21 protein-coding genes and 1 tRNA gene are annotated in these 18,856 nt (G+C 67.9%); 10 read left to right on the forward strand and 12 right to left on the reverse strand.

The window, feature by feature from the left end:
* The first annotated feature begins 22 nt into the window (after window positions 1-22).
* A complete protein-coding gene (locus V3328_RS01975) occupies window positions 23-1,048 on the forward strand; it encodes a YihY/virulence factor BrkB family protein (RefSeq protein WP_340327961.1) in 1,026 nt (341 codons plus the stop codon).
* A gap of 21 nt (window positions 1,049-1,069) precedes the next feature.
* On the opposite strand, the gene V3328_RS01980 is transcribed toward V3328_RS01975, so the two are convergent.
* The gene (locus V3328_RS01980; RefSeq protein WP_340327962.1) at window positions 1,070-1,537 is read right to left on the reverse strand and encodes a hypothetical protein; all 468 of its coding nucleotides are present in this window, start codon (window positions 1,535-1,537) and stop codon (window positions 1,070-1,072) included.
* A 113-nt stretch (window positions 1,538-1,650) separates the two neighbouring features.
* Entirely contained in the window at window positions 1,651-2,949 is a 1,299-nt protein-coding gene (gene ccrA, locus V3328_RS01985) for a crotonyl-CoA carboxylase/reductase (RefSeq protein ID WP_340327963.1), read from the reverse strand.
* A 338-nt stretch (window positions 2,950-3,287) separates the two neighbouring features.
* On the opposite strand from ccrA, the gene V3328_RS01990 reads away from it, so the two are divergent.
* Together V3328_RS01990 and V3328_RS01995 are read left to right on the forward strand one after the other, a co-directional pair.
* On the forward strand, window positions 3,288-3,545 hold the full coding sequence (locus V3328_RS01990) for a GlsB/YeaQ/YmgE family stress response membrane protein (RefSeq protein WP_340327964.1): 258 nt from the start codon (window positions 3,288-3,290) through the stop codon (window positions 3,543-3,545).
* A 119-nt stretch (window positions 3,546-3,664) separates the two neighbouring features.
* A complete protein-coding gene (locus tag V3328_RS01995) occupies window positions 3,665-5,659 on the forward strand; it encodes a protein meaA (RefSeq protein WP_340327965.1) in 1,995 nt (664 codons plus the stop codon).
* Window positions 5,660-5,833: 174 nt separating this feature from the next.
* On the opposite strand, the gene V3328_RS02000 is transcribed toward V3328_RS01995, so the two are convergent.
* The 4 genes from V3328_RS02000 to V3328_RS02015 all read right to left on the reverse strand — a co-directional run bounded on the left by V3328_RS02000 (window position 5,834) and on the right by V3328_RS02015 (window position 8,505).
* On the reverse strand, window positions 5,834-6,436 hold the full coding sequence (locus V3328_RS02000) for an OmpA family protein (protein WP_340327966.1): 603 nt from the start codon (window positions 6,434-6,436) through the stop codon (window positions 5,834-5,836).
* Window positions 6,437-6,456: 20 nt separating this feature from the next.
* A complete protein-coding gene (locus V3328_RS02005; protein WP_340327967.1) occupies window positions 6,457-6,876 on the reverse strand; it encodes a cysteine rich repeat-containing protein in 420 nt (139 codons plus the stop codon).
* A 171-nt stretch (window positions 6,877-7,047) separates the two neighbouring features.
* Window positions 7,048-7,689, reverse strand: a complete 642-nt coding sequence (locus V3328_RS02010) for a class I SAM-dependent DNA methyltransferase (RefSeq protein ID WP_340327968.1) — start codon at window positions 7,687-7,689, stop codon at window positions 7,048-7,050.
* A 198-nt stretch (window positions 7,690-7,887) separates the two neighbouring features.
* Window positions 7,888-8,505: a response regulator gene (locus V3328_RS02015; protein WP_340327969.1), complete on the reverse strand. Its 618-nt coding sequence runs from the start codon at window positions 8,503-8,505 to the stop codon at window positions 7,888-7,890.
* Between the two features lie 374 nt (window positions 8,506-8,879).
* On the opposite strand from V3328_RS02015, the gene V3328_RS02020 reads away from it, so the two are divergent.
* Entirely contained in the window at window positions 8,880-9,845 is a 966-nt protein-coding gene (locus V3328_RS02020) for an AEC family transporter (protein WP_340327970.1), read from the forward strand.
* Between the two features lie 13 nt (window positions 9,846-9,858).
* Here the strand turns inward: V3328_RS02020 and gluQRS are convergent, their stop codons facing one another.
* On the reverse strand, window positions 9,859-10,767 hold the full coding sequence (gene gluQRS, locus V3328_RS02025; protein ID WP_340327971.1) for a tRNA glutamyl-Q(34) synthetase GluQRS: 909 nt from the start codon (window positions 10,765-10,767) through the stop codon (window positions 9,859-9,861).
* A 113-nt stretch (window positions 10,768-10,880) separates the two neighbouring features.
* On the opposite strand from gluQRS, the gene V3328_RS02030 reads away from it, so the two are divergent.
* Both V3328_RS02030 and V3328_RS02035 read left to right on the forward strand, forming a co-directional pair.
* Entirely contained in the window at window positions 10,881-11,534 is a 654-nt protein-coding gene (locus V3328_RS02030) for a DNA-3-methyladenine glycosylase family protein (protein WP_340327972.1), read from the forward strand.
* Between the two features lie 227 nt (window positions 11,535-11,761).
* Window positions 11,762-12,316, forward strand: a complete 555-nt coding sequence (locus tag V3328_RS02035; RefSeq protein ID WP_340327973.1) for an HNH endonuclease — start codon at window positions 11,762-11,764, stop codon at window positions 12,314-12,316.
* A gap of 79 nt (window positions 12,317-12,395) precedes the next feature.
* On the opposite strand, the gene V3328_RS02040 is transcribed toward V3328_RS02035, so the two are convergent.
* The 3 genes from V3328_RS02040 to V3328_RS02050 all read right to left on the reverse strand — a co-directional run bounded on the left by V3328_RS02040 (window position 12,396) and on the right by V3328_RS02050 (window position 14,036).
* The gene (locus V3328_RS02040; protein WP_340327974.1) at window positions 12,396-12,761 is read right to left on the reverse strand and encodes a hypothetical protein; all 366 of its coding nucleotides are present in this window, start codon (window positions 12,759-12,761) and stop codon (window positions 12,396-12,398) included.
* A 130-nt stretch (window positions 12,762-12,891) separates the two neighbouring features.
* Window positions 12,892-13,389, reverse strand: coding sequence for a disulfide bond formation protein B (locus tag V3328_RS02045; protein WP_340327975.1), 498 nt, complete (start codon window positions 13,387-13,389; stop codon window positions 12,892-12,894).
* Window positions 13,390-13,454: 65 nt separating this feature from the next.
* Complete coding sequence (locus V3328_RS02050; protein WP_340327976.1) at window positions 13,455-14,036, reverse strand: YqaA family protein; 582 nt, start codon at window positions 14,034-14,036, stop codon at window positions 13,455-13,457.
* Between the two features lie 170 nt (window positions 14,037-14,206).
* Between V3328_RS02050 and V3328_RS02055 the strand changes: the two genes are divergently transcribed.
* The 4 genes from V3328_RS02055 (at window position 14,207) to V3328_RS02070 (ending at window position 16,369) form a co-directional block, all read left to right on the forward strand.
* A tRNA-Leu gene (locus V3328_RS02055) sits at window positions 14,207-14,293 on the forward strand.
* A gap of 175 nt (window positions 14,294-14,468) precedes the next feature.
* Window positions 14,469-14,969: a DUF421 domain-containing protein gene (locus tag V3328_RS02060; RefSeq protein ID WP_340327977.1), complete on the forward strand. Its 501-nt coding sequence runs from the start codon at window positions 14,469-14,471 to the stop codon at window positions 14,967-14,969.
* Between the two features lie 154 nt (window positions 14,970-15,123).
* Window positions 15,124-15,792 carry a hypothetical protein gene (locus tag V3328_RS02065; protein ID WP_340327978.1) on the forward strand — a complete coding sequence of 223 codons (669 nt, stop codon included), beginning with the start codon at window positions 15,124-15,126 and terminating at the stop codon, window positions 15,790-15,792.
* Between the two features lie 142 nt (window positions 15,793-15,934).
* Complete coding sequence (locus V3328_RS02070) at window positions 15,935-16,369, forward strand: CBS domain-containing protein (RefSeq protein WP_340327979.1); 435 nt, start codon at window positions 15,935-15,937, stop codon at window positions 16,367-16,369.
* Between the two features lie 265 nt (window positions 16,370-16,634).
* On the opposite strand, the gene V3328_RS02075 is transcribed toward V3328_RS02070, so the two are convergent.
* Together V3328_RS02075 and V3328_RS02080 are read right to left on the reverse strand one after the other, a co-directional pair.
* On the reverse strand, window positions 16,635-17,498 hold the full coding sequence (locus V3328_RS02075; RefSeq protein ID WP_340327980.1) for a DUF305 domain-containing protein: 864 nt from the start codon (window positions 17,496-17,498) through the stop codon (window positions 16,635-16,637).
* Between the two features lie 191 nt (window positions 17,499-17,689).
* Window positions 17,690-18,622 carry a sensor domain-containing diguanylate cyclase gene (locus V3328_RS02080; protein ID WP_340327981.1) on the reverse strand — a complete coding sequence of 311 codons (933 nt, stop codon included), beginning with the start codon at window positions 18,620-18,622 and terminating at the stop codon, window positions 17,690-17,692.
* Window positions 18,623-18,856: the final 234 nt, after the last annotated feature.

Genomic DNA, 18,856 nt, shown 5'->3' on the forward strand with positions numbered 1-18,856 from the left:
ACGGAGCCGGCAAGCAGTCGCGATGGATGACGAGCGCACGATCGACGAGGAACTGCGTGCGGACGGCACCGTGGTCGCGGATCCCGGTCCGCCGGACAACCGGTCCGTCTCCGAGACCGAAAGGCAGGCGACGGCGGCGCCGGTCAGGCGCTACCTGCACGTCCGCGCGGCTCGGGCAGGCTGGTGGGTGTCGAAGGCGATCTACAAGGCGGCGGAGCGGTTCCTGTGGGACGACGGCCTCTACATGGCCAGTGCGCTCGCCTTCTCGCTGATCCTGGCGATCTTTCCGTTCATCATCTTCATGACCGCGCTGACCGGCTTCGTCGGCGGGCCGCGGCTCGCCGCCTGGCTGACCACGACGCTGTTCGGCGCGCTGCCGGCGCAGGTCGCCGAGGCGCTGGAGCCGGAGGTCTGGAACGTGCTGATCCGCGATGCCGGCGGCGGGCTGCTGACCTTCTCGCTGCTGGTGATGCTGATCAGCGTGTCGAGCGCCGTGGAGACGGTGCGCGGCGGCCTGAACCGCGCCTACGGCCTGCCGGAGGACCGCTCGGTGTTCCGCACCCGCATCGAGAGCATCGCCTACGTGATCCTGCTGACGCTGGCGCTGATCATCGTCGCCTTCGTCGCGGTGGTGGTGCCGGTCGGCTACGCCGCGCTGATGCAGCACCTGCCGGAGATCGAGCAGCTCCACCTCAACTTCGAACTCGCCCGGCGGACGCTGCTGATCCTGGTCCTGGTGCTGATGCTGTACTCGATCCACCGGCTGCTGCCCGCCCACAAGTCGCCGCGGCCGGCGTTCTGGCCCGGCATCCTGGCGACGCTGATCCTGTGGTGGATCGGCGGCAAGCTGTTCTCCTGGTATCTCGGCTCGTTCGCCAACTACGCGCGGGTCTATGCCGGGCTGGCGGGCATCGTGGCGGCGATGATCTTCTTCTACCTCGCCAGCACCATCCTGCTCTACGCGGGCGCGCTGAACCGGGCGCTGCACGAGGGCAGGACGCGGCCAAAGCGGCTGAGCGCGCTGCTGTTCAGGCGCTGGCGGAAATAGCCGGCCGCCGCCGCTTCGGCCTCAGCTCCCCGCAGCCGACGGGGTGCAGCCGCGCAGCCGTTCCAGCGCGTTGCCGGCGACGATGGAGGCCCGGTCGATGGCGGCCTCGGTCAGCGCCTCCCGGCGGCCGCGCAGGTCCTGCAGGGTCGCCTCGAGCGCGTCGAGGCGTTCGGCCAGCGCCTGGGTGCGCTCGTCGAGATCCGTGCGTCGCTCCTCGAGCGCCGTCCTGAGCGCGACCATCTCGGTGGAGACGACGCGCAGTTCCGCCAGGGTGTCGGCCGGGTCGAGCCCGGTCGAGGCGATCGCCGAGCGGGTGACGTCGGAGGCGACATCGGCAGCGATGGTGCGGGTGCGGTCGATCAGCAGGAGCCCGACAACGGCCGCGACGATGAACAGGATCAGCGTGGCGTTGATCAGGGCCAGGAACAGGTTGCCGGCCGCGCGCCCCAGGCGGGCGCCGAATCCGGGACGTGCCGCCGCGTCGGTCATGTCGAATGCCTCCTCTCCACGGTTGGGTGCGAGACACTCTATAACCGGCGCGGCCTCACGCCGCATCCGTCGGCACGGTTGCCGCCGCAGAACGGTCCGCGGCGGCCGGCGCCTCAGTCGCCGCCGCCGGCCTCCAGCACGTCCTCGAAGGTCCTGAGGCCGGTCGCCGGCGAACTGACCAGCACCGCCATGTTGCCGGGGGCGTGCTGATTGTTCCACATCTTCATGTGCGCCTTGGGGATCTGCGCCCAGGGGAACACCTCGGACATGCAGGGATCGACGCGGCGCTCGATGACGAACTGGTTGGCCTCGCTGGCCTGCTTGAGATGGGCGAAGTGCGAGCCCTGGATGCGCTTCTGGCGCATCCACACGTAGCGGGCGTCGAAGGTCAGGTTGTAGCCGGTGGTGCCGGCGCAGAACACGACCATGCCGCCGCGCTTGACCACCAGGCAGGAGACCGGGAAGGTCGCCTCGCCGGGGTGCTCGAACACCATGTCGACGTCGTTGCCCTTGCCGGTGATGTCCCAGATCGCCTTGCCGAAGGCGCGCGCGCCCTTCAGCCAGGCGGCGTATTCGTCGGAATTGACCTTGGGCATCTGGCCCCAGCAGTCGAAGTCCTTGCGGTTGATGACGCCGCGCGCGCCGAGCGCCATCACGTAGTCGCGCTTGTCCTCGTCGGAGATCACGCCGATGGCGTTGGCGCCGGCCGCCGCGCAGAGCTGGATGCCGAACACGCCCAGGCCGCCCGAGGCGCCCCACACGAGCACGTTGTCGCCGGGCTTGAGGGCGTGCGGCTGGTGGCCGAACAGCATCCGGTAGGCGGTCGCCAGCGTCAGCGTGTAGCAGGCCGATTCCTCCCAGGTGAGGTGCTGCGGCCGCGGCATCAGCTGCTGCGCCTGGACGCGGCAGAACTGGGAAAACGAACCGTCCGGGGTCTCGTAGCCCCAGATCCGCTGGGTCGGGGAGAACATCGGGTCGCCGCCGTTGCATTCCTCGTCGTCGCCGTCGTCCTGGTTGCAGTGGATGACGACCTCGTCGCCGACCTTCCAGCGCTTCACCTTGGCGCCGACCGCCCAGACGATGCCGGAGGCGTCGGACCCGGCGATGTGATAATCGGCCTTGTGGATGGCGAAGGGGGTGACGGGCTGGCCGAGCGCCGCCCAGATGCCGTTGTAGTTGACCCCGGCGGCCATCACCAGGACGAGCACCTCGTTGGAATCGATCTCCCAGGTCGGCACAACCTCGACCTGCATGGCCTCGTCTGGCGGGCCGTGCCGGTCCTGCCTGATCGCCCAGGCGTACATGTTCCTGGGCACGTGTCCCAGCGGCGGGATCTCGCCGATCTCGTATAGGTCCTTCGTTTCCGCCCGGTAGACGGGCGGACCCGCGACTTCTGCGGCGCTAGCCGACATATTCACCTCCCTTTCCTGCAGTCGCCGGCAATCGCCTCGGCAACCGGACCGGCGACCAGATCCGATGCGGCGGTCTGGACCCGCCGCCGCGAACCTGGCTTGCACTACCAATGCCCCAATCCGGTGCTGCAGTGCAACAAGAACTGCTCGATCGCCGCGACACCGGCCTCCGCGCTTCGATGTGTCGGGGCGGGAAATCGCGGGCGCGGGCGCGGAAGACGGGTACCTGCCGACTCACGGGAAATGCGATATGGTGTCCGGCGGGCGAATCGGCCTCGCACGACCGGCACGGATCGCCCGAAGGGGAAAGCGCCCCGCGGGGGCGACAGGAGGGTATCATGACCTTAACGTTAACGGCCGTCATCGTTTGGCTCATCATCGGTGCCGTAGCCGGCTGGCTGGCCGGGCTGATCATGCGCGGTGCGGGCTTCGGCCTGATCGGCAACATCGTGGTGGGCATCGTCGGCGCGGTGATCGGCGGCTGGGTCTTCGCCCAGTTCGGCATCATCATGGAAGGCATCATCGGGCAGATCATCGGCGCCGTCGTCGGCGCGGTGATCCTGTTGTTCATCATCGGCCTGATCAAGCGGGCCTGAACCGCGGCGTCCGATGACGCCGCCGCGCGGTTTCCTTAACCGTTTGTCGTGTTGCATCGCAGCGAGAGCGGCGGTCTTATAGGGTCGAGCCTCCGCTGGAGGCATTCGAGGACCCGCAGATGACAGACACGCCAGCCCCGCCCGAACGCGACCGACCCTGGATCTTCCGCACATACGCGGGCCACTCGACGGCGGCGGAATCCAACCGCCTCTATCGCGGCAACCTGGCGAAGGGCCAGACCGGCCTGTCGATCGCCTTCGACCTGCCGACGCAGACCGGCTACGACTCCGATCACGAACTGTCGCGCGGCGAGGTCGGCAAGGTCGGCGTGCCGATCAGCCATCTCGGCGACATGAAGGCCCTCGTCGACGGCATTCCGCTCGAGCGGATGAACACCTCGATGACGATCAACGCAACGGCGGCGTGGCTGCTGGCGCTGTATGTGGCCGCCGCCGATGCGCAGGGCGCCGACCGCGCCAAGCTGACGGGGACCACCCAGAACGACATCATCAAGGAATACCTGTCGCGCGGAACCTATGTGTTCCCGCCGGCCCCGTCGATGAGGCTTACCACCGACATGATCGCCTGGACCTGCCGGGAACTGCCGAAATGGAACCCGGTCAACGTCTGCTCCTACCATCTGCAGGAGGCGGGCGCGACGCCGGTCCAGGAACTCGCCTTCGCGCTTGCCAATGCGATCGCCATCCTCGACAGCGTCAGGGCGTCCGGCGCCATCCCCGAGGAGCAGTTTCCGGAAGCCGTCGGCCGGATCTCGTTCTTCGTCAATGCGGGGATCCGGTTCGTCACCGAAATCTGCAAGATGCGGGCCTTCACCGAGCTGTGGGACGAGATCACGGCCGAGCGCTACGGCATCGAGGATGCGAGGTATCGCCGTTTCCGCTACGGGGTCCAGGTCAACTCGCTGGGGCTGACCGAACAGCAGCCCGAAAACAACGTCAGCCGGATCCTGCTGGAAATGCTCGCGGTGACCCTGTCGAAGGGCGCGCGCGCCCGCGCCGTGCAACTGCCGGCCTGGAACGAGGCGCTGGGCCTGCCGCGCCCGTGGGACCAGCAGTGGTCGCTCAGAATGCAGCAGATCCTGGCCTACGAGACCGACCTGCTCGAATACGGCGACGTCTTCGAGGGCTCGACGGTGATCGGCGCGAAGGTTGCCGAGCTCAAGGCCGCCGCCCGCGAGGAACTGCAGTCGGTGCTCGACATCGGCGGCGCGGTCGAGGCGGTCGAGTCCGGTTACATGAAACAGGCGCTGGTCGCCTCCAACACCGAACGGCTGGAGGAGATCGAGCGCGGCGAGCGCACGGTGATCGGCGTCAACGCCTTTACCGAGAGCGAGCCGTCACCGCTGTCGACCGGTACCGGCGCGATCCTGACCGTTCCCGAATGGGTCGAACGCGACCAGATCGAGCGGCTGAACGCGTGGCGCAGCGAGCGCGACCGGATGGCCGTCGACGCGGCGCTCGACGAACTGAAGCGGGCCGCCTCGGAAGGACGCAACGTCATGGACGCCTCGGTCGCCTGCGCCAAGGCGGGCGTGACCACCGGGGAATGGGGCTGGGCGCTGCGCGGCGTCTTCGGGGAGTTCCGGGCGCCGACCGGTGTCGGACGGGCCGCACGCAACGACACCGAAGGCCTCGACGAGATCCGCGCCGAGGTCGACCGCGTCTCCAAGCGGCTCGGCCGGAGGCTGTCCTTCCTGGTCGGCAAGCCGGGGCTGGACGGACATTCGAACGGAGCCGAGCAGATCGCGGTGCGGGCGCGCGACGCCGGCATGGACGTCGTCTACGACGGGATCCGCCTGACGCCGGCCGAGATCGTGGCGGCGGCGAAGGCCGGCCGTGTCCATGCCATCGGCCTGTCGATCCTGTCGGGCAGCCACGTGCCGCTGGTCACCGAGGTCATGCAGCGGCTGCAGAAAGAGGGCATCGACGACGTTCCGGTCGTCGTCGGCGGCATCATTCCGGAAGACGACGCGGAGACGCTGAAGGCGAGCGGCGTGATGGCGGTCTACACGCCGAAGGATTTCCGCCTCAACGACATCATGGGCGAGATCGTGCGGATCGTGGAAGAGGGGATCGAACGGGAGGTCGCCTGAGAGGCAGGACAGGTCGGCGCCGATCCGCCGACACGGCGCGGCGCATCACGTCACGCCGCATGGCGCCGCGCGACCCGCAGAAGCCCGGGTTCAGCCCGGCCGATCAGCGGCCCGGAGAGAGGCGGCCTGCGTGGGGCGCTGCGCAGACATCGAGAGCCTGCGCAGCGTCCGTCGTCACGGCAGCTTGGAGGAGGGCAGCGGCCCGAGATTGACGAGCTCGACGCGCCTGTTGATCGCGGCGTAGGGGTTGGCCGGATCCTCGAGCTGCTCCTCGCCGAGGCCGAATGCGGTCAAGCGCTCCGGCGGTACCCGGAAGAACGTCACCAGCGCGGTGCGGATCGCATCGGCGCGCTTCTGGCTGAGGTTCAGGTTGTACTCGCGGGCGCCCTTGGCGTCGGTATGGCCGATGATCAGGAACTGGTCGCCGGCGAGGACCGGGTTGTGCAGGGCGTCCGCCATGGCGCCGAGGACCTGATAGGACTCCGGCTTGATCACGTCGGAATCGAAATCGAAGAGGATCTGCACGTCGAAGTTCGGCAGGTTCGCGAAGTAGTCCAGATACTTGTCGCGGCCGACATTGTCCTCGGTGTTCTCGGTCTTGATCTCGACAAGCACCTCCTGGCGCATCTTGTTGATGTCGAGGACGGTGGTGCGGTTGCCGAGACCCTGGAGCGTGCTGATCAGGTCGCGCTGCGTGACGACGGACTGGGCGTTGGCGCTGCCGGCGCAGAGCACGGCGACGGTGGCGGCCGCGATGGCCGTTGCGATGGATTTCATGATCGATCTCCGAATATCGCTCAACGCCAGCCGGCGTCGGTGATGGCCTGGTTGCAGTTGGCGTGCACCTTGTCGTTGAACTTCAGCAGGCAGCGCAGGATGCGGCCGTTGCCGGGGTCGTACTCCTTGCACAGGCGCTTGATGTCGCTGGCGCAGAGCTGCGGCACGGCGGCCTGGGCGGCCGCGCGCTTGTCGAGCGAGGCCATGGTCGCGGCAAAGGTGGTCTTGCAGTTCTGCGAGACGCGGGCCTCGTTCTTCTGCATGCATTCGCCCAGGCCGTTGCCGAGATTGATGCCCTTGCAGAACTTGCCGATGTCGGCGCCGCAGGCCGCGCCCAGTTCGCCGACGGCCTGCTGGTAACTGATCGTCTGGGCCGCGGCCGGCGCGGCGAACAGAACGGCCAGCGCGATGCCGGCCACGAATGTCCTCAATTTAGCCATACTATTGCCTCCCTCGAGATCGCGAGACCATGTCCCAAGCGCGGGTCGCACGCAACCCCCGACGATCGGCGAACATGCCGTTTAGTTAAGGGTCTCAAAGGCGAGGACAGACCACGGCTTCGCACGCCGTGGCGCGCGCAGGCGGGGAGGGACTGAGGGTCGGCCGATGGCCTAGACGATGCGGACGGTGAGGACGTGGACCCGCTGACCGCGCAGTCGCTGGAAATGGCCGGATTCCTGGTGGTCGAGCACCTCGATCCGCCCGTCGCGTTCCAGCTTCGCAAGCTCGGCGTCGAATCCGGCCCGGGTCCAGATCGTCGAATAGACGGTGAAGGCGAAGATCGCGCCGGGCGCGAGGGCCGCGAGGATGGGCTCCAGCGCGTCGGCGCCGACATGGCCGTGGGTGAACAGCCCGGAGGAAACGGCGCCGGAATAGCTGCGCGGTTCGACGGGCAGCGGCCTGGTCACGTCGGCCTCGATCAGCCGCCGATAGATGCCCTTCTCCTCGGCGCGGTCGAGCATGGCCTCGGAAAAGTCGATGCCGTCGATCTGCACGTCGACCCGTTCGAGTAGGGCCTCCGCGGTCAAGCCGGTGCCGCAGCCGAGGTCGAGGACCGCGCCGGCTGCGCCGCCCGGACGCTGCCAGTGCCGGACGAAGGCGTCCGCCGCCAGTTCGTGCGCATGGTAGCCGAGCGCGGACACGAGAACGCGGTTGTAGACGCGGGCCGTCATCCAGTAGACGGACTTCAGCGTACCGGTCCAGGCGCCTTTCAGCGCCGTCTCGAATTCGGCAGAAATGCTGTACGTGGACACCTGAGTGACGCTCCCGCTGACCTGTTGGTCCCCGTGTTCCCGCGTCGGCCCGCACCCCGGCAACACCCGGCGGGCCGCCCCGGTCTTGGGTTAGGAACTTCAAATGGTACGCGTCGGTTCCGCAGAAACCGGTCCGGTGCCCCGTTTCATCCGATGCGGCGCCTGCCGCAGGCCGGACGGAGCAGCCGGTTCGGCCTGCTAGCGAGCGGTCTCGTCCTCGACGTCCCGCTCGATCGCCGCGATCAGCGCCATGGCGATGCGGTTGGTGTCGAGCGGCGTTTCGGCGACCGCGGAAATTCCGGCCGCCTCCAGCACGTCCTCCTCGAGGTCGGCGCCGCCGAGCGCGACTAGCGGCGGCATGTCGTCGCCGACCAGCATCTGCATCGCCTTGGCGGTGGCGAGCCCGCCCAGGCCGTCCATCGCGACGTCGAGCATGATGGCGTCGAACGGCTCGCGGGCGAAGCGGTAGATCGCCTCCTCGCCGCAGCCGACCGCGACATGCTCCAGGCCGAGCCGCTCGAGCAGGACGCCGACGAGCAGCCGGTTCACCGGGTTGCCCTCGACCAGCAGCACCCGGGGCTTCAACGCGGACGCGCCGTGTCCCGGCCGCCGCGAGGTGACGGCCAGCGCCGACAGGGGGACCGACAGCGCCGGCGCCGACTCCGGATGGTTGGCGACCAGTTCGGCGAGGGCCGCGATGCCGGCCTGATCCTCGAAGGTCCCGTCGTCGGCGGCCACCCCGTCGCCGGCCCCCCCGTCGCCGTGGCTCGCCGCGGCGCCTGGTTTTCCGGTACCCGGTTTCTCGTGCACAGTCATCTGTCCCACCGAAAGCCTAAGGTCGGAGTCCGTGTCGGTCGCATGCTCATGGCTTCCGCCTCCGCCGACGGAACATGACGCCGCCGGCGGAGGCGGCGCCTCCCTGTATTAGGTCCAGCATCCTAGAGTTGGGCCTTTAAGGGAAGGTCAAGGTACATGGTTTCCGCGGTTTAAGGTAAACGGTCGCGGCAGAGCGCAGAGCATTGGCCACAGCATTGCCGGCAGTGCATGGTACGTCGTCGCTGCCCGCGCTTGCCCGGTTGCGCGCGGACGCATAGACCGTAGGGGCGAGGACGAGCCGTTTGTCTGGCGCCGTGCTTCGGCGCCGCCACAATAACCTCCCAGCCTGCTCGATTGATCCAGACCCGCTCCGAATGACGCACGCCATCGCCCAGATCTTCTGGATCGTCCTGCCCGTGTTCGGGCTGATCGGCCTCGGCTACCTCGCCTCCCGGACCGGCTACCTGTCGGAGCAGATCGGCGAGGGGCTCGGCGATTTCGTCTTCAAGGTCGCGATCCCGCTGCTGCTGTTCAAGACGCTGGCGACCGCCGAGTTCGCCGGCCATTCGCCCTGGCTGCTCTGGCTGTCCTACTACAGCGGACTGGGCGTCACGTGGGCGCTCGCCTACCTGCTGATCCGGCGGGTGTTCGGCCGCGACGAGAAGGCGGGCATCATCGCCGGCATCTCGGCCAGCTATCCGAACGCGGTGCTGCTGGGGCTGCCGCTCGTGTTCACGGCGCTCGGCGAGGAGGGCGGCGTTCCGCTGCTGATGATCGTCGCCATCCAGCTGCCGCTGATGATGACGGCGAGCACGGTGCTGATCGCCTGGGCGGAGCAGCGGGACGGCACGGCGACGCAGGCGCTGTCGGCGGCCGCCCTGGCCCGGCACGTAGTCGTCAACCTCGCCAGGAACCCGCTGGTCATCGGCATCGTCGCCGGCAGCGCCTGGCGGGCGCTGGAGTTGCCCTATGCCGGGCCGCTGGAAATACTGGGCGACAGGATCGCGATCGTGGCGCTTCCCTGCGCGCTGTTCGCGCTGGGCATGAGCCTGACCAAGTACGGCATTCGCGGCCATATCCTGCCCGCGGTGGTGATCACGGTGGTGAAGCTCGTGGTGATGCCGGCGATCGTCTGGGTGCTGAGCGCGCTGGTGTTCGGGCTGCCGCCGCTCGTGGTCGTGGTGGCGACCCTGGTGGCGGCCTGTCCGACCGGGGTGAACGCCTGGCTGATCGCCAACCGCTTCCGCACCGGGCTGGCGATATCGGCGAACTCGATCACGCTGACCGACGCGGCATCCGTCCTCACCCTGTCGATCTGGCTGTGGCTGCTCGGGTTCTGACCCCGGTCCAGCGTCACAGTCCCGCCATCCGCCGGACGTCGCGAGGCGTCGCGCCGGCGTCACGCAAGGCGCGCAGGCCGGTGTCGCCTGCCGACTTGGACAGCTTGCGGCCTTCGGCGCCACGCAGCAGGCGGTGATGGGCGTAGCGGGGCTCGGGCAGGTCCAGCAGCCGCTGCAGCAGCCGGTGTATCGCGGTCGCCTCGTAGAGGTCGCGGCCGCGCGTGACATGGGTGATCGCCTGGAGCGCGTCGTCGACGGTCACCGACAGGTGGTAGCTGGTCGGCGTCTCCTTGCGGCACAGCACGACGTCGCCCCAGCCCGACGGGTCGGCGCGCACCGCCTGGCCGCGCGAGGCCGGATCGAATGCCGGCGTGTAGAACGTGTCGCCGTATTCGCACCACTGCAGGCCGCCGCCGGCGCGGGCGACCGCCGCGGCCATGTCGAGGCGCAGGGCGACGCCCGCGCGCGCCAGCTGCCGGACGTCGAGGCGGAGCGGTCCGGCGGGGCGGCACGTGCCCGGATAGAGCGGGCTTCCGTCCGGATCGCGCGGCCAGAGAGCGCCGGCCGCCTCCCGCGCGGCGACGGCGTCGGCGATCCGCCTGCGGCTGCAGGTACATGGATACAGGAGGCCGGCGTCGGCCAGCCGCGCCGCGGCCCGGAGATAGGCATCGACATGCTCGGACTGGCGGCGGACGGGCTCTTCCCAGCCGATCCCGAGCCAGGCCAGGTCGTCGCAGATCGCCGCCTCGAACTCTGGCCGGCAGCGGGTCGGATCGATGTCCTCGATGCGCAGCAGGAAGCGTCCGCCGAGGCGGCGGGCGGCCTCGTGGGCCAGCAGCGCCGACAGGGCATGGCCGAGATGCAGCCGGCCGGTCGGGCTGGGGGCGAATCGCAGGACGACGGGAGGGGCCGGGGCGGGCATGCGCTGGATCGGGACGGCTCACGGACGCTGACAAACCGGCACCGGGCCGGGCGGGAACCTCTCTTCGCACGAAGGCGATGGCAGGCAAAGGCATCGCGGCTATGGTGGGCACCATGGAGACACCGTCAACCGGGCTCGACACGCCGGACTCGATCGCGGTCGCGCTTGCCGAGCTGTCGGCGCGCGATCCGGTCATCGGCGAGGTTCTGCGCCAGTGCGGGCAGCCGCCGCCGCGCCGCCGCGACCCGGGATTCGAGGGGCTAGCCCACATCGTCGTCGGCCAGCAGGTCTCGACCGCCAGCGCATCTGCGATCTGGGCGCGATTGCGGGCGCTGGTCGAGCCGTTCGAGCCCGAGACCCTGTCGCGGCATACCGACGAGGGGTTGCGCGGCGCCGGTCTGTCGCGGCCGAAGGTCCGCACGCTGCGCGCGGTCGCGGAGGCGGCGACGTCCGGCGCGATCGACTTCGCCGAACTCGGCGGGCTCGACGCCGATACCGCCCACGCGCGGCTGTGCGCCATCCACGGGATCGGTCCCTGGACGGCAGACATCTACCTGCTGTTCTGCCTTGGACATGCGGACGCCTGGCCGGCCGGGGATCTCGCCCTGCAGCACGCAGCCGGTGCGGCGCTCGGTCTGGACGCCCGGCCGGACGCCAGGCAGATGGCCACGCTGGGAGAGCGGTGGCGGCCGTTGCGCGGCGCCGCCGCGCTGCTGCTGTGGGCCTACTACCGGCACCTGCGCGGGCGGGCCGGCGTCGCCGTTTGACGCCGCCGCGCCTGCCGAGGCACGCGCCGGGTCACAGCGCCGGAGGGGCGAACCGTCAAGGTCGTTGAAATCGCCGAAGGAATTCGCGCGACGTGGTTCATGACGCAGCTTCACAAGCCTGACATCAGGCATATACTATATGTCGTCGCGTCGACGATCGGCGGCGCTAGACCAGTGATTCGCCGACCGGAGACGAGCGTAGAGACTCGTGAGGTGGAGTGTAGGTCGTGACATTCGTCTCGCCCGAGGCATGTCCCGCTCTGGTGCTCAATGCGGACTTCCGCCCGTTGAGCTATTTCCCGCTGTCGCTGTGGTCGTGGCAGGACGCCATCAAGGCGGTGTTCCTCGACCGGGTCAACATCGTGTCGGAATACGAACGGGTGGTGCGAAGTCCCACCGCCGAGATCCACCTGCCCAGTGTGGTCTCGCTGAAGGAATACGTCCGACCCGCCCGTCACCCCGCATTCACCCGCTTCAACCTGTTTCTCCGCGACCGCTTCACCTGCCAGTACTGCGGCTCCCCGGAAGACCTGACCTTCGACCACCTCGTGCCGCGCTCGCGCGGCGGGCAGACGACGTGGGACAACGTCGTTGCCGCCTGCTCGCCGTGCAACCTGAGGAAGGGCAGCCATCACCCCCGCGATATCGGCATGTGGCCGACGCAGATGCCCTTCCGTCCGACCGTCTTCGACCTGCAGAAGAACGGCCGGATGTTCCCGCCGAACTACCTGCACCAGAGCTGGATGGACTACCTGTACTGGGACACCGAGCTGGAGCCGTAGCGGCCGGACGCAAAAAGGCGGGCCACTTGCGATGGCCCGCCCTCAGCAAAGTCGGTACGGCGTTCGCCGGATCAGCGCATCAGCACTGGACGATCAGCGAGAACTCGGTATTGACGGCGGAATTGTTCTCGTTTTCGTAGACGAAGACTTCGATCGTGCTGTTGTTCCTGGGGCGGGTCCAGAAGGTGATCGAGGCCGGCCCGAGGGCATTCTTGTTGTGACTGCCGGCCGTGGCGACGGCGGCGCACTTGCGGATGTTGTTGTTGAAGAAGACGTAGTAGACGCCTTGCGCGACGAGCTTGGCCCGCTTGACGTTGTCGCCGCGCACGACATTGCCGTTGGCATTGATGACAGCCTGGCCCCCGTTCTTGGCGGCGAGGGCGTAGCCCGGCGCGACCATGCTCATTCCAACGAGGCAGCTCAAGACAATGGCGAGTTTTTTCATCGTTTTCCCCAGAGGGTTGCAGACATGTTTCGGTGCAGATAGCGAGCGCCGAACGAATTGAGGCGCACCGCCTTTCTGCAACGCCCTTTGCGGTCGCAAGTTCCAAGAAATCGAAGAAGGTCGTGTCCGGCTAGCGGCGGAACGCGGCGCGCAAGGAGACGGCGGCCAGAGCCAGGGAGATCAGCACGTTGTAGCCGGCAAGCGACAGGCCGAGGATGCGCAGGGCCGCCTCGTCGCAGCGGACGAGCGGCGTCGACTGAAGGCTGTCGAGCAGGTTCCCCGTGGTGACATCGCCGCCTGCGCCGGCGGCGCAGTCGGCCGGCCCGGGCCACCATTTCCATTCGACCCCTGCGTGGTAGGCCGCCAGGACCGCGCCACCGAGGAACAGTAGCCCGACGATGCCGATCAGGGCCCGCGCCGGCCAGGAGCCGGGCCGCGCCCGGGCCACGATCAGGCAGACGAGCGCAAGCGGTATGCCGACGTAGTAGGGAATGCGCTGATCGAGGCAGAGCGGGCAGGGAGGATAGCCCGCATACTCGAAGGCCCAGGCGCCGAGGATGGTCGCCGCCCCGACGGCGACGACGGCGATTGCGGCCAGCTGGACTGGGTCGGTCTTTCGTATCGGCATCGACGGCGCGTCCGTTGCGGATTGACGCGGCGGTTCCCCGGCAGCGGAGGAACCACCGGGCACGCTCATAGCAGATAGCGAACGCCGACGAACCCGCCGATCAGCAGGATCACGAAAATTGTGAACAGGAGGCCGAGCCAGCGCTCGATGAAATCGCGGATCGGCGGGCCGAGCCACCACAGCAGCCCGGCGACGGCGAAGAAGCGCAGGCCGCGCGACAGGACGCTTGCGGCCAGGAAGACTGGCAGAGACAGGCCGGTGGCGCCGCTGGCGATCGTGATCACCTTGTAGGGGAACGGGGTCAGGCCCGCGAAGAAGACGATCCAGGCTCCCTGATCGTTGTAGCGCTGCGCAAACGAATCGAATTGGTCGGCATATCCGTAGAACTCCAGGATCGGCAGAGCGATCGAGGTGAACAGGAAGGCGCCGATCAGCCAGCCGAACAGGCCGCCGAGGATCGACGCGGCGGTGCAGATCGCCGCGTAGAGCCAGGCGCTGGCGCGCCGTGCCAGCACCATCGGGATCAACAGGACGTCCGGGGGAATCGGGAAGAACGAACTTTCCGCAAACGATACCGCCGCCAGGGTCCAGGTGGCGTAGCGGCTCGCAGCGAGCGACATGATCCTGTTGTAGAGACTGCGCAGCATGGAAAGGGCGTGTACGCACTTAATCGGGCGAAGTCCATCCGGAGATTCCACGGTCCGGTACTGCACTTGCCCGACGCGCCTCCCGGGGAGAGAACTGCGGGCCCAAATGTCGAACGCGCTCCACCGGCAGCGTTGACCGGCGTCGAACGAACCCTATTATCGCCGCCCGTGCCCCTGTGGCGGAATTGGTAGACGCGGCAGACTCAAAATCTGTTGCCTGCGAGGGCGTGCTGGTTCGAGTCCGGCCAGGGGCACCATCCATCCTCATTCCGCCAAGTAGCTCCACCGGGGCCCCGTAGAACCGGGTGCGCGATACCTGCGGCCGAGGCCGTCGCGGACCATCGGGAGGGGACGCCGGACAGCGGCCGGGCGGTTCCAATTGAACCGCGGCCACGGTTGTCGGTTAACATGGCACCAGATCGGGAGGGTGGCATGGACTGGAGCGGAATGTTCTTTCAGAACTGGGAAGGCCTCGCGAGGACGCTCGTGGTCGGCATCCTGGCGTATTCGTGCCTCGTTCTGTTCCTGCGCATCTCCGGAAAGCGGACGCTGGCGAAGCTGAATGCCTTCGATCTCGTGGTGACGGTTGCGCTCGGCTCGACGCTGGCAGCGGTGCTGTTGCAGAAGAGCATCCCGCTCGCCGAGGGGGCGCTGGCGCTGGCCCTGCTGATCGTGATGCAGTTGTGCGTCACCTTCCTGTCGGTGCGCTGGAGGGGGTTCTCCAAGGCCGTGCGATCGGAACCGGCGCTGCTGGTGCGGGACGGGGAACTGTGCCTGCAAGCGATGCGGCGCGAACGGATCACAGAAGGCGAGATAGACAGCGCGGTACGGTCCAGCGGCGCCGCAAACCTGTCATCGGAGCACACGGTCATCCTGGAAAGCGACGGCAGCATCAGCGTGGTGACCGGGATTCCCCACCGTCTGAAGGAGTAGTGTCCACAAGACCGAGGGGGTAGTCTTTGCAGACTTCGACCCCGACGGAACGGCGGCGGGGAGGAATTCGCGGGAATTTCCAATCGGAAGGCCGCCCCGATTGCGCCGGCGAAGGCAACCATGAGCGGATGGCCGCGGAAACATTCGGCAGAACATGTGGAGTTGGCTACAGGAGCATAGCGGTGCGGTCAGCGCTCTTGCGAGCATAGCGACCCTGCTTGTCTGGGCCGTCTATCTCGACCTGATACTCAGAAGCTACCGCAGCAACAACAGACCGAAGATCCTGATCAACTTCGGCGGCAGCAAGCTCGACACAGCCACGTGCCTGGTCGCCAACATGAGCGCGCAGGCGGTCTACATGGATTCCGTCGTCGTGACGCTGCACGTGGGCGAGCATTCCTACACGACAGTCCTGAGCGAGCAGGACCTGGCGCTGACGGAGCGGCTCGATCAGCGCGCCGAGCGTCTCCAGGGCCCCCTGAAGACCGGCGAGCACGTGGACATCGGGCAGTTCCGGCAACTCGCGGCGCGCGTCGCAAAGGACGTTCCCCATGGCGAAGCGACGTTCGATCTTGCCGACCGTGCCGAGCGCATGGACATCCTGGTGGTGGGGGTATTCACTGGCGCGGACAGGCTGATAGCGGCGCAGCGCAGCTTCGACCTGGTCGGTGCGGGGGACCAGCGGCGGATCCGTCCACGCAGCTTCGCCGCGGAACAGATCCGGTCCGGCCGGCGCCGCCGGCAGATCGAGCGGTTCATGCTCGATCGCCACGAAGCCAGGGCGGCCGCGACCGCAGACCCAGACACGGACGCTGCGGGTTAGAGCTGCCATGCCGTGATCCGCTCCCGAAAAGGGAAATACAGGCCGCCGGGCGCCGGTTTCGCTGCCGGCCAGGAACACTTCGCGCAAGATCGCGTTGATAACTTCAGGGTGCTCTGGGGCGACGCCAACAGGGTATCGAGCCATGACCTTGGTCATCAATCTGCTGCAGGAAAAGGGACAGGCCGTCCACACCGTCGATCCGGGCGCCAGCGTCTACGACGCGATCCGGAAGATGGCCGATGAAGACATCGGCTCCCTGGTCGTCGTGGAAAACGGACAGATGGCGGGCATCATCACCGAGCGCCACTATGCCCGCAGCGTCATCCTGCGCGGCAAGGCGTCGGCAAACACCCCGGTGAGGGACATCATGGCGCGGCGCGTCCATTGCGTCGGGCCGGAGGATTCGCTCGAAACCTGCATGGCGATCATGACGGAGAGCAGGGTCCGCCATCTGCTGGTCATGCAGGGCGAGGACCTCGTCGGCCTGATCTCCATCGGCGACGTCGTCAAGGCGATCATCTCCGAACAGAAGTTCATCATCGAGGAACTGGTCCACTTCGTCGGCGGCGGCCGGTAGGGCCCCGACGCGCGCCCTCGCCGATGACCGCGGAAAAAGCCCGGGCCGATGGAACCCGGTGCCGGCGCGGGCGTTCCTCCTTATCGCCGTCCGGCACTCCGGACGAAGGAGTGGGGGTAACTTCAATGACTGATATCGTCTCGGCGGTCGTCCTGAGCGTATCGATCTTCCTGATCGTGGTGCTCGTGGCCGGCTGATCCCGCGCACCGACGGGGCGCCGCTCGCACCCCGTCGGCGGACGCCAACGCGTCCTCGATCCGCCCGCCTATCCTGCGGCACACGAGTAGAAGCCGCGGTAGCCGACGGTCGGCCCCTCCTCGAGCGCGAAGATCAGTTCGGCATCCGATCGCCAGTCCGCCTCGTCGCCCAGCGGGCGCACGGTCATGGTGAGGCCCGGGACCTCGAACGTCGCATCGCCGGCGGCGGCGTCTCCCGTGCCCTCGAGGGCGATGAGGACGCCGTTGAGCTTCATCGCGCCCGAGCCGCCGTCGCGCGAGGCCCACAGGATCGGATCGGTCTCGGGGCTGCGGTTGAAGGCGCAGCGCGCGCCCTCGCCGAGAAGCCGGTCGGCCTCCGCAGCCGGCATCGGCGCCGGGTCGAGCTCGGCGAGCAGCGTGTTGGCGAGGGCGTCGTCCAGCGTGCCGGCCTCTGCCGCCGGATCCTCGTATATTTCCGCCACCGTGTCGCCGCGCGAGACCTCGGCGATCAGGTAGCGCATCTCGGCGATCTCGCGGCGCTGCGCCGCGATGATCTCGTCGGCCAGCTTGCGCACGCGGGGATCCCGGATCTGGGCGCGCTCGGATGTCATGACGGCGATCGAGTGGTGCGGGATCATCGCGCTCATGTAACTGGGGCCCGAAACGGTGACCTGGCTGCGGACCAGCCACAAGGACAGCGCGAACACGATCACGGCGCCGGCGAAGATCGCGATGTTGAGGCGCCTGCTGGAATACATGCCCAGCATGAAGGCGAGCATGACGACCGCCATGGTGGCGCCCATCAGGATCGCCATGTAGGTGCGCGTCTCGGAATAGAAGACGTGCTCCCAGGCGTAGGTGTTGAGGTACATCAGGACGAACATCACCACCGTCGAGGTGAGGATCATCGCGCCGAAGCGAAGGTAGGACATGGCGGTTCCTCCAGTGGAAAGGCCCGGGCCGGGAGCGGGGGCGCCGGTATCGCGGGCGAGGCCGCGGGCGCCACACCAGCCTGCGCGGCCGAGCGGGCGCCAGACGTGTGCAGTCCCTGTGCAACAGGTCGGGCGCGAGGAAGTTCCAATGCCGGGCGGAATCGCACTCGCCCCGGCGGCGGATCCCGCGTCTAGCCGGACGCGGTGGTCGGGCCCTGCACGGCGCCGTGGATGTGTATCCGGTTGCGCCCGGCCTCCTTCGCCGAATAGAGCGCATCGTCGGCCCGGGCGTAGAGATCGGTGACCGTGTCGCGGGTCCGCGCGGCGGCTACTCCGGCGGAGAAGGTGTAGGCGAGGTCGGTCTGCGCGCCCAGCGGCCGGGAGCGACGTACGGTCGACAGGATGCGCTCGATGATGAGCACCGCCTGCGCCTCCGAGGTATCCGGCAGCACCAGCGCGAACTCTTCCCCGCCCAGCCGGCCGAAACAGTCGGTTCGCCGGACGAAGCGCCGGACGAGGCCGGTGAAGTCGCGCAGGACCATGTCGCCGGTGTGGTGGCCGAACCGGTCGTTGATCTGCTTGAAGTGGTCCAGGTCCAGGATCGCCAGGCAACCCGACTGTCCGTCGCCGGTTCGATGCTCCAGCATGTCGGCTATGCGCGCCATCGCGAAGCGCCGGTTGGTCACACCGGTCAGGTCGTCGGTGTAGGAGGCCTTGATCGCGGCATCGCGCTGCTGGCGCACCGCGCGGTGGTCCGGCCGCAGATCGGTGATGTCGCTGGCCACGCACAGCATCCAGCCGTCGGCACGGACCGTTTCGGTCATCCAGAACCAGCGCCCGTCCCACAGGTCGGTCTCGAAGGCGCGGTAGCCGACCTTGCCGCGCCGGCCCTGCGTGCTGACCAGCCATTCCTCGAAATCGGCGACGCTGATCACCGTGCCCCTGCGCGCCTTGAAATTCCGCCGCATCAGGTCGGCGAAGGTGAGCATCTCGTCGGGCTCGACGAAAAATGCCGACCGGAACGCCGCGTTGGCATAGCGAAGTCGGTCGAAACTGTCGTAGACGGCAACCAGGAGAGGAGTGCTCTCGTACAGTTTCGCGAGTTTCTCGAGGGCCTCATCCATCGACCAATGTCCGATCTCGACGAAACGTCACCGAGCAGCGCTCGATAGGGGCAGGAGTCCGGCGCCGACCGACCCTGGTTCATTCCCGAGAAATCGACCGCGATGCGGATTCGATGCGCGGTCGCCCGAGTGAACGACAATTCACAGTCAGGGTTACCTTGAGTCAAGAAGCGAAGATAGAACGGGCAACGATTCGCAGAGGCCCGCACCTGTCATGCGGGACGCTGCGCGGCC

It is taken from the genome of Microbaculum marinum (assembly GCF_037855135.1).
GTDB classification, from domain to species: domain Bacteria; phylum Pseudomonadota; class Alphaproteobacteria; order Rhizobiales; family Tepidamorphaceae; genus Microbaculum; species Microbaculum marinum.

Bases quoted from the DNA above. Each gene is read 5' to 3' on its own strand.
- V3328_RS02030 (WP_340327972.1), top strand. From the start codon at position 10,881: ATGGAGACACCGTCAACCGGGCTCGACACGCCGGACTCGATCGCGGTC.
- V3328_RS02040 (WP_340327974.1), bottom strand. From the start codon at position 12,761: ATGAAAAAACTCGCCATTGTCTTGAGCTGCCTCGTTGGAATGAGCATG.
- gluQRS (WP_340327971.1), bottom strand. From the start codon at position 10,767: ATGCCCGCCCCGGCCCCTCCCGTCGTCCTGCGATTCGCCCCCAGCCCG.
- V3328_RS02060 (WP_340327977.1), top strand. From the start codon at position 14,469: ATGGACTGGAGCGGAATGTTCTTTCAGAACTGGGAAGGCCTCGCGAGG.
- V3328_RS02050 (WP_340327976.1), bottom strand. From the start codon at position 14,036: ATGCTGCGCAGTCTCTACAACAGGATCATGTCGCTCGCTGCGAGCCGC.
- V3328_RS02075 (WP_340327980.1), bottom strand. From the start codon at position 17,498: ATGTCCTACCTTCGCTTCGGCGCGATGATCCTCACCTCGACGGTGGTG.
- V3328_RS02000 (WP_340327966.1), bottom strand. From the start codon at position 6,436: ATGAAATCCATCGCAACGGCCATCGCGGCCGCCACCGTCGCCGTGCTC.
- V3328_RS02005 (WP_340327967.1), bottom strand. From the start codon at position 6,876: ATGGCTAAATTGAGGACATTCGTGGCCGGCATCGCGCTGGCCGTTCTG.
- V3328_RS02020 (WP_340327970.1), top strand. From the start codon at position 8,880: ATGACGCACGCCATCGCCCAGATCTTCTGGATCGTCCTGCCCGTGTTC.
- V3328_RS02065 (WP_340327978.1), top strand. From the start codon at position 15,124: ATGTGGAGTTGGCTACAGGAGCATAGCGGTGCGGTCAGCGCTCTTGCG.
- V3328_RS01980 (WP_340327962.1), bottom strand. From the start codon at position 1,537: ATGACCGACGCGGCGGCACGTCCCGGATTCGGCGCCCGCCTGGGGCGC.
- V3328_RS02015 (WP_340327969.1), bottom strand. From the start codon at position 8,505: ATGACTGTGCACGAGAAACCGGGTACCGGAAAACCAGGCGCCGCGGCG.
- V3328_RS02045 (WP_340327975.1), bottom strand. From the start codon at position 13,389: ATGCCGATACGAAAGACCGACCCAGTCCAGCTGGCCGCAATCGCCGTC.
- V3328_RS02080 (WP_340327981.1), bottom strand. From the start codon at position 18,622: ATGGATGAGGCCCTCGAGAAACTCGCGAAACTGTACGAGAGCACTCCT.
- V3328_RS01990 (WP_340327964.1), top strand. From the start codon at position 3,288: ATGACCTTAACGTTAACGGCCGTCATCGTTTGGCTCATCATCGGTGCC.
- V3328_RS01995 (WP_340327965.1), top strand. From the start codon at position 3,665: ATGACAGACACGCCAGCCCCGCCCGAACGCGACCGACCCTGGATCTTC.
- V3328_RS01975 (WP_340327961.1), top strand. From the start codon at position 23: ATGGATGACGAGCGCACGATCGACGAGGAACTGCGTGCGGACGGCACC.
- V3328_RS02070 (WP_340327979.1), top strand. From the start codon at position 15,935: ATGACCTTGGTCATCAATCTGCTGCAGGAAAAGGGACAGGCCGTCCAC.
- ccrA (WP_340327963.1), bottom strand. From the start codon at position 2,949: ATGTCGGCTAGCGCCGCAGAAGTCGCGGGTCCGCCCGTCTACCGGGCG.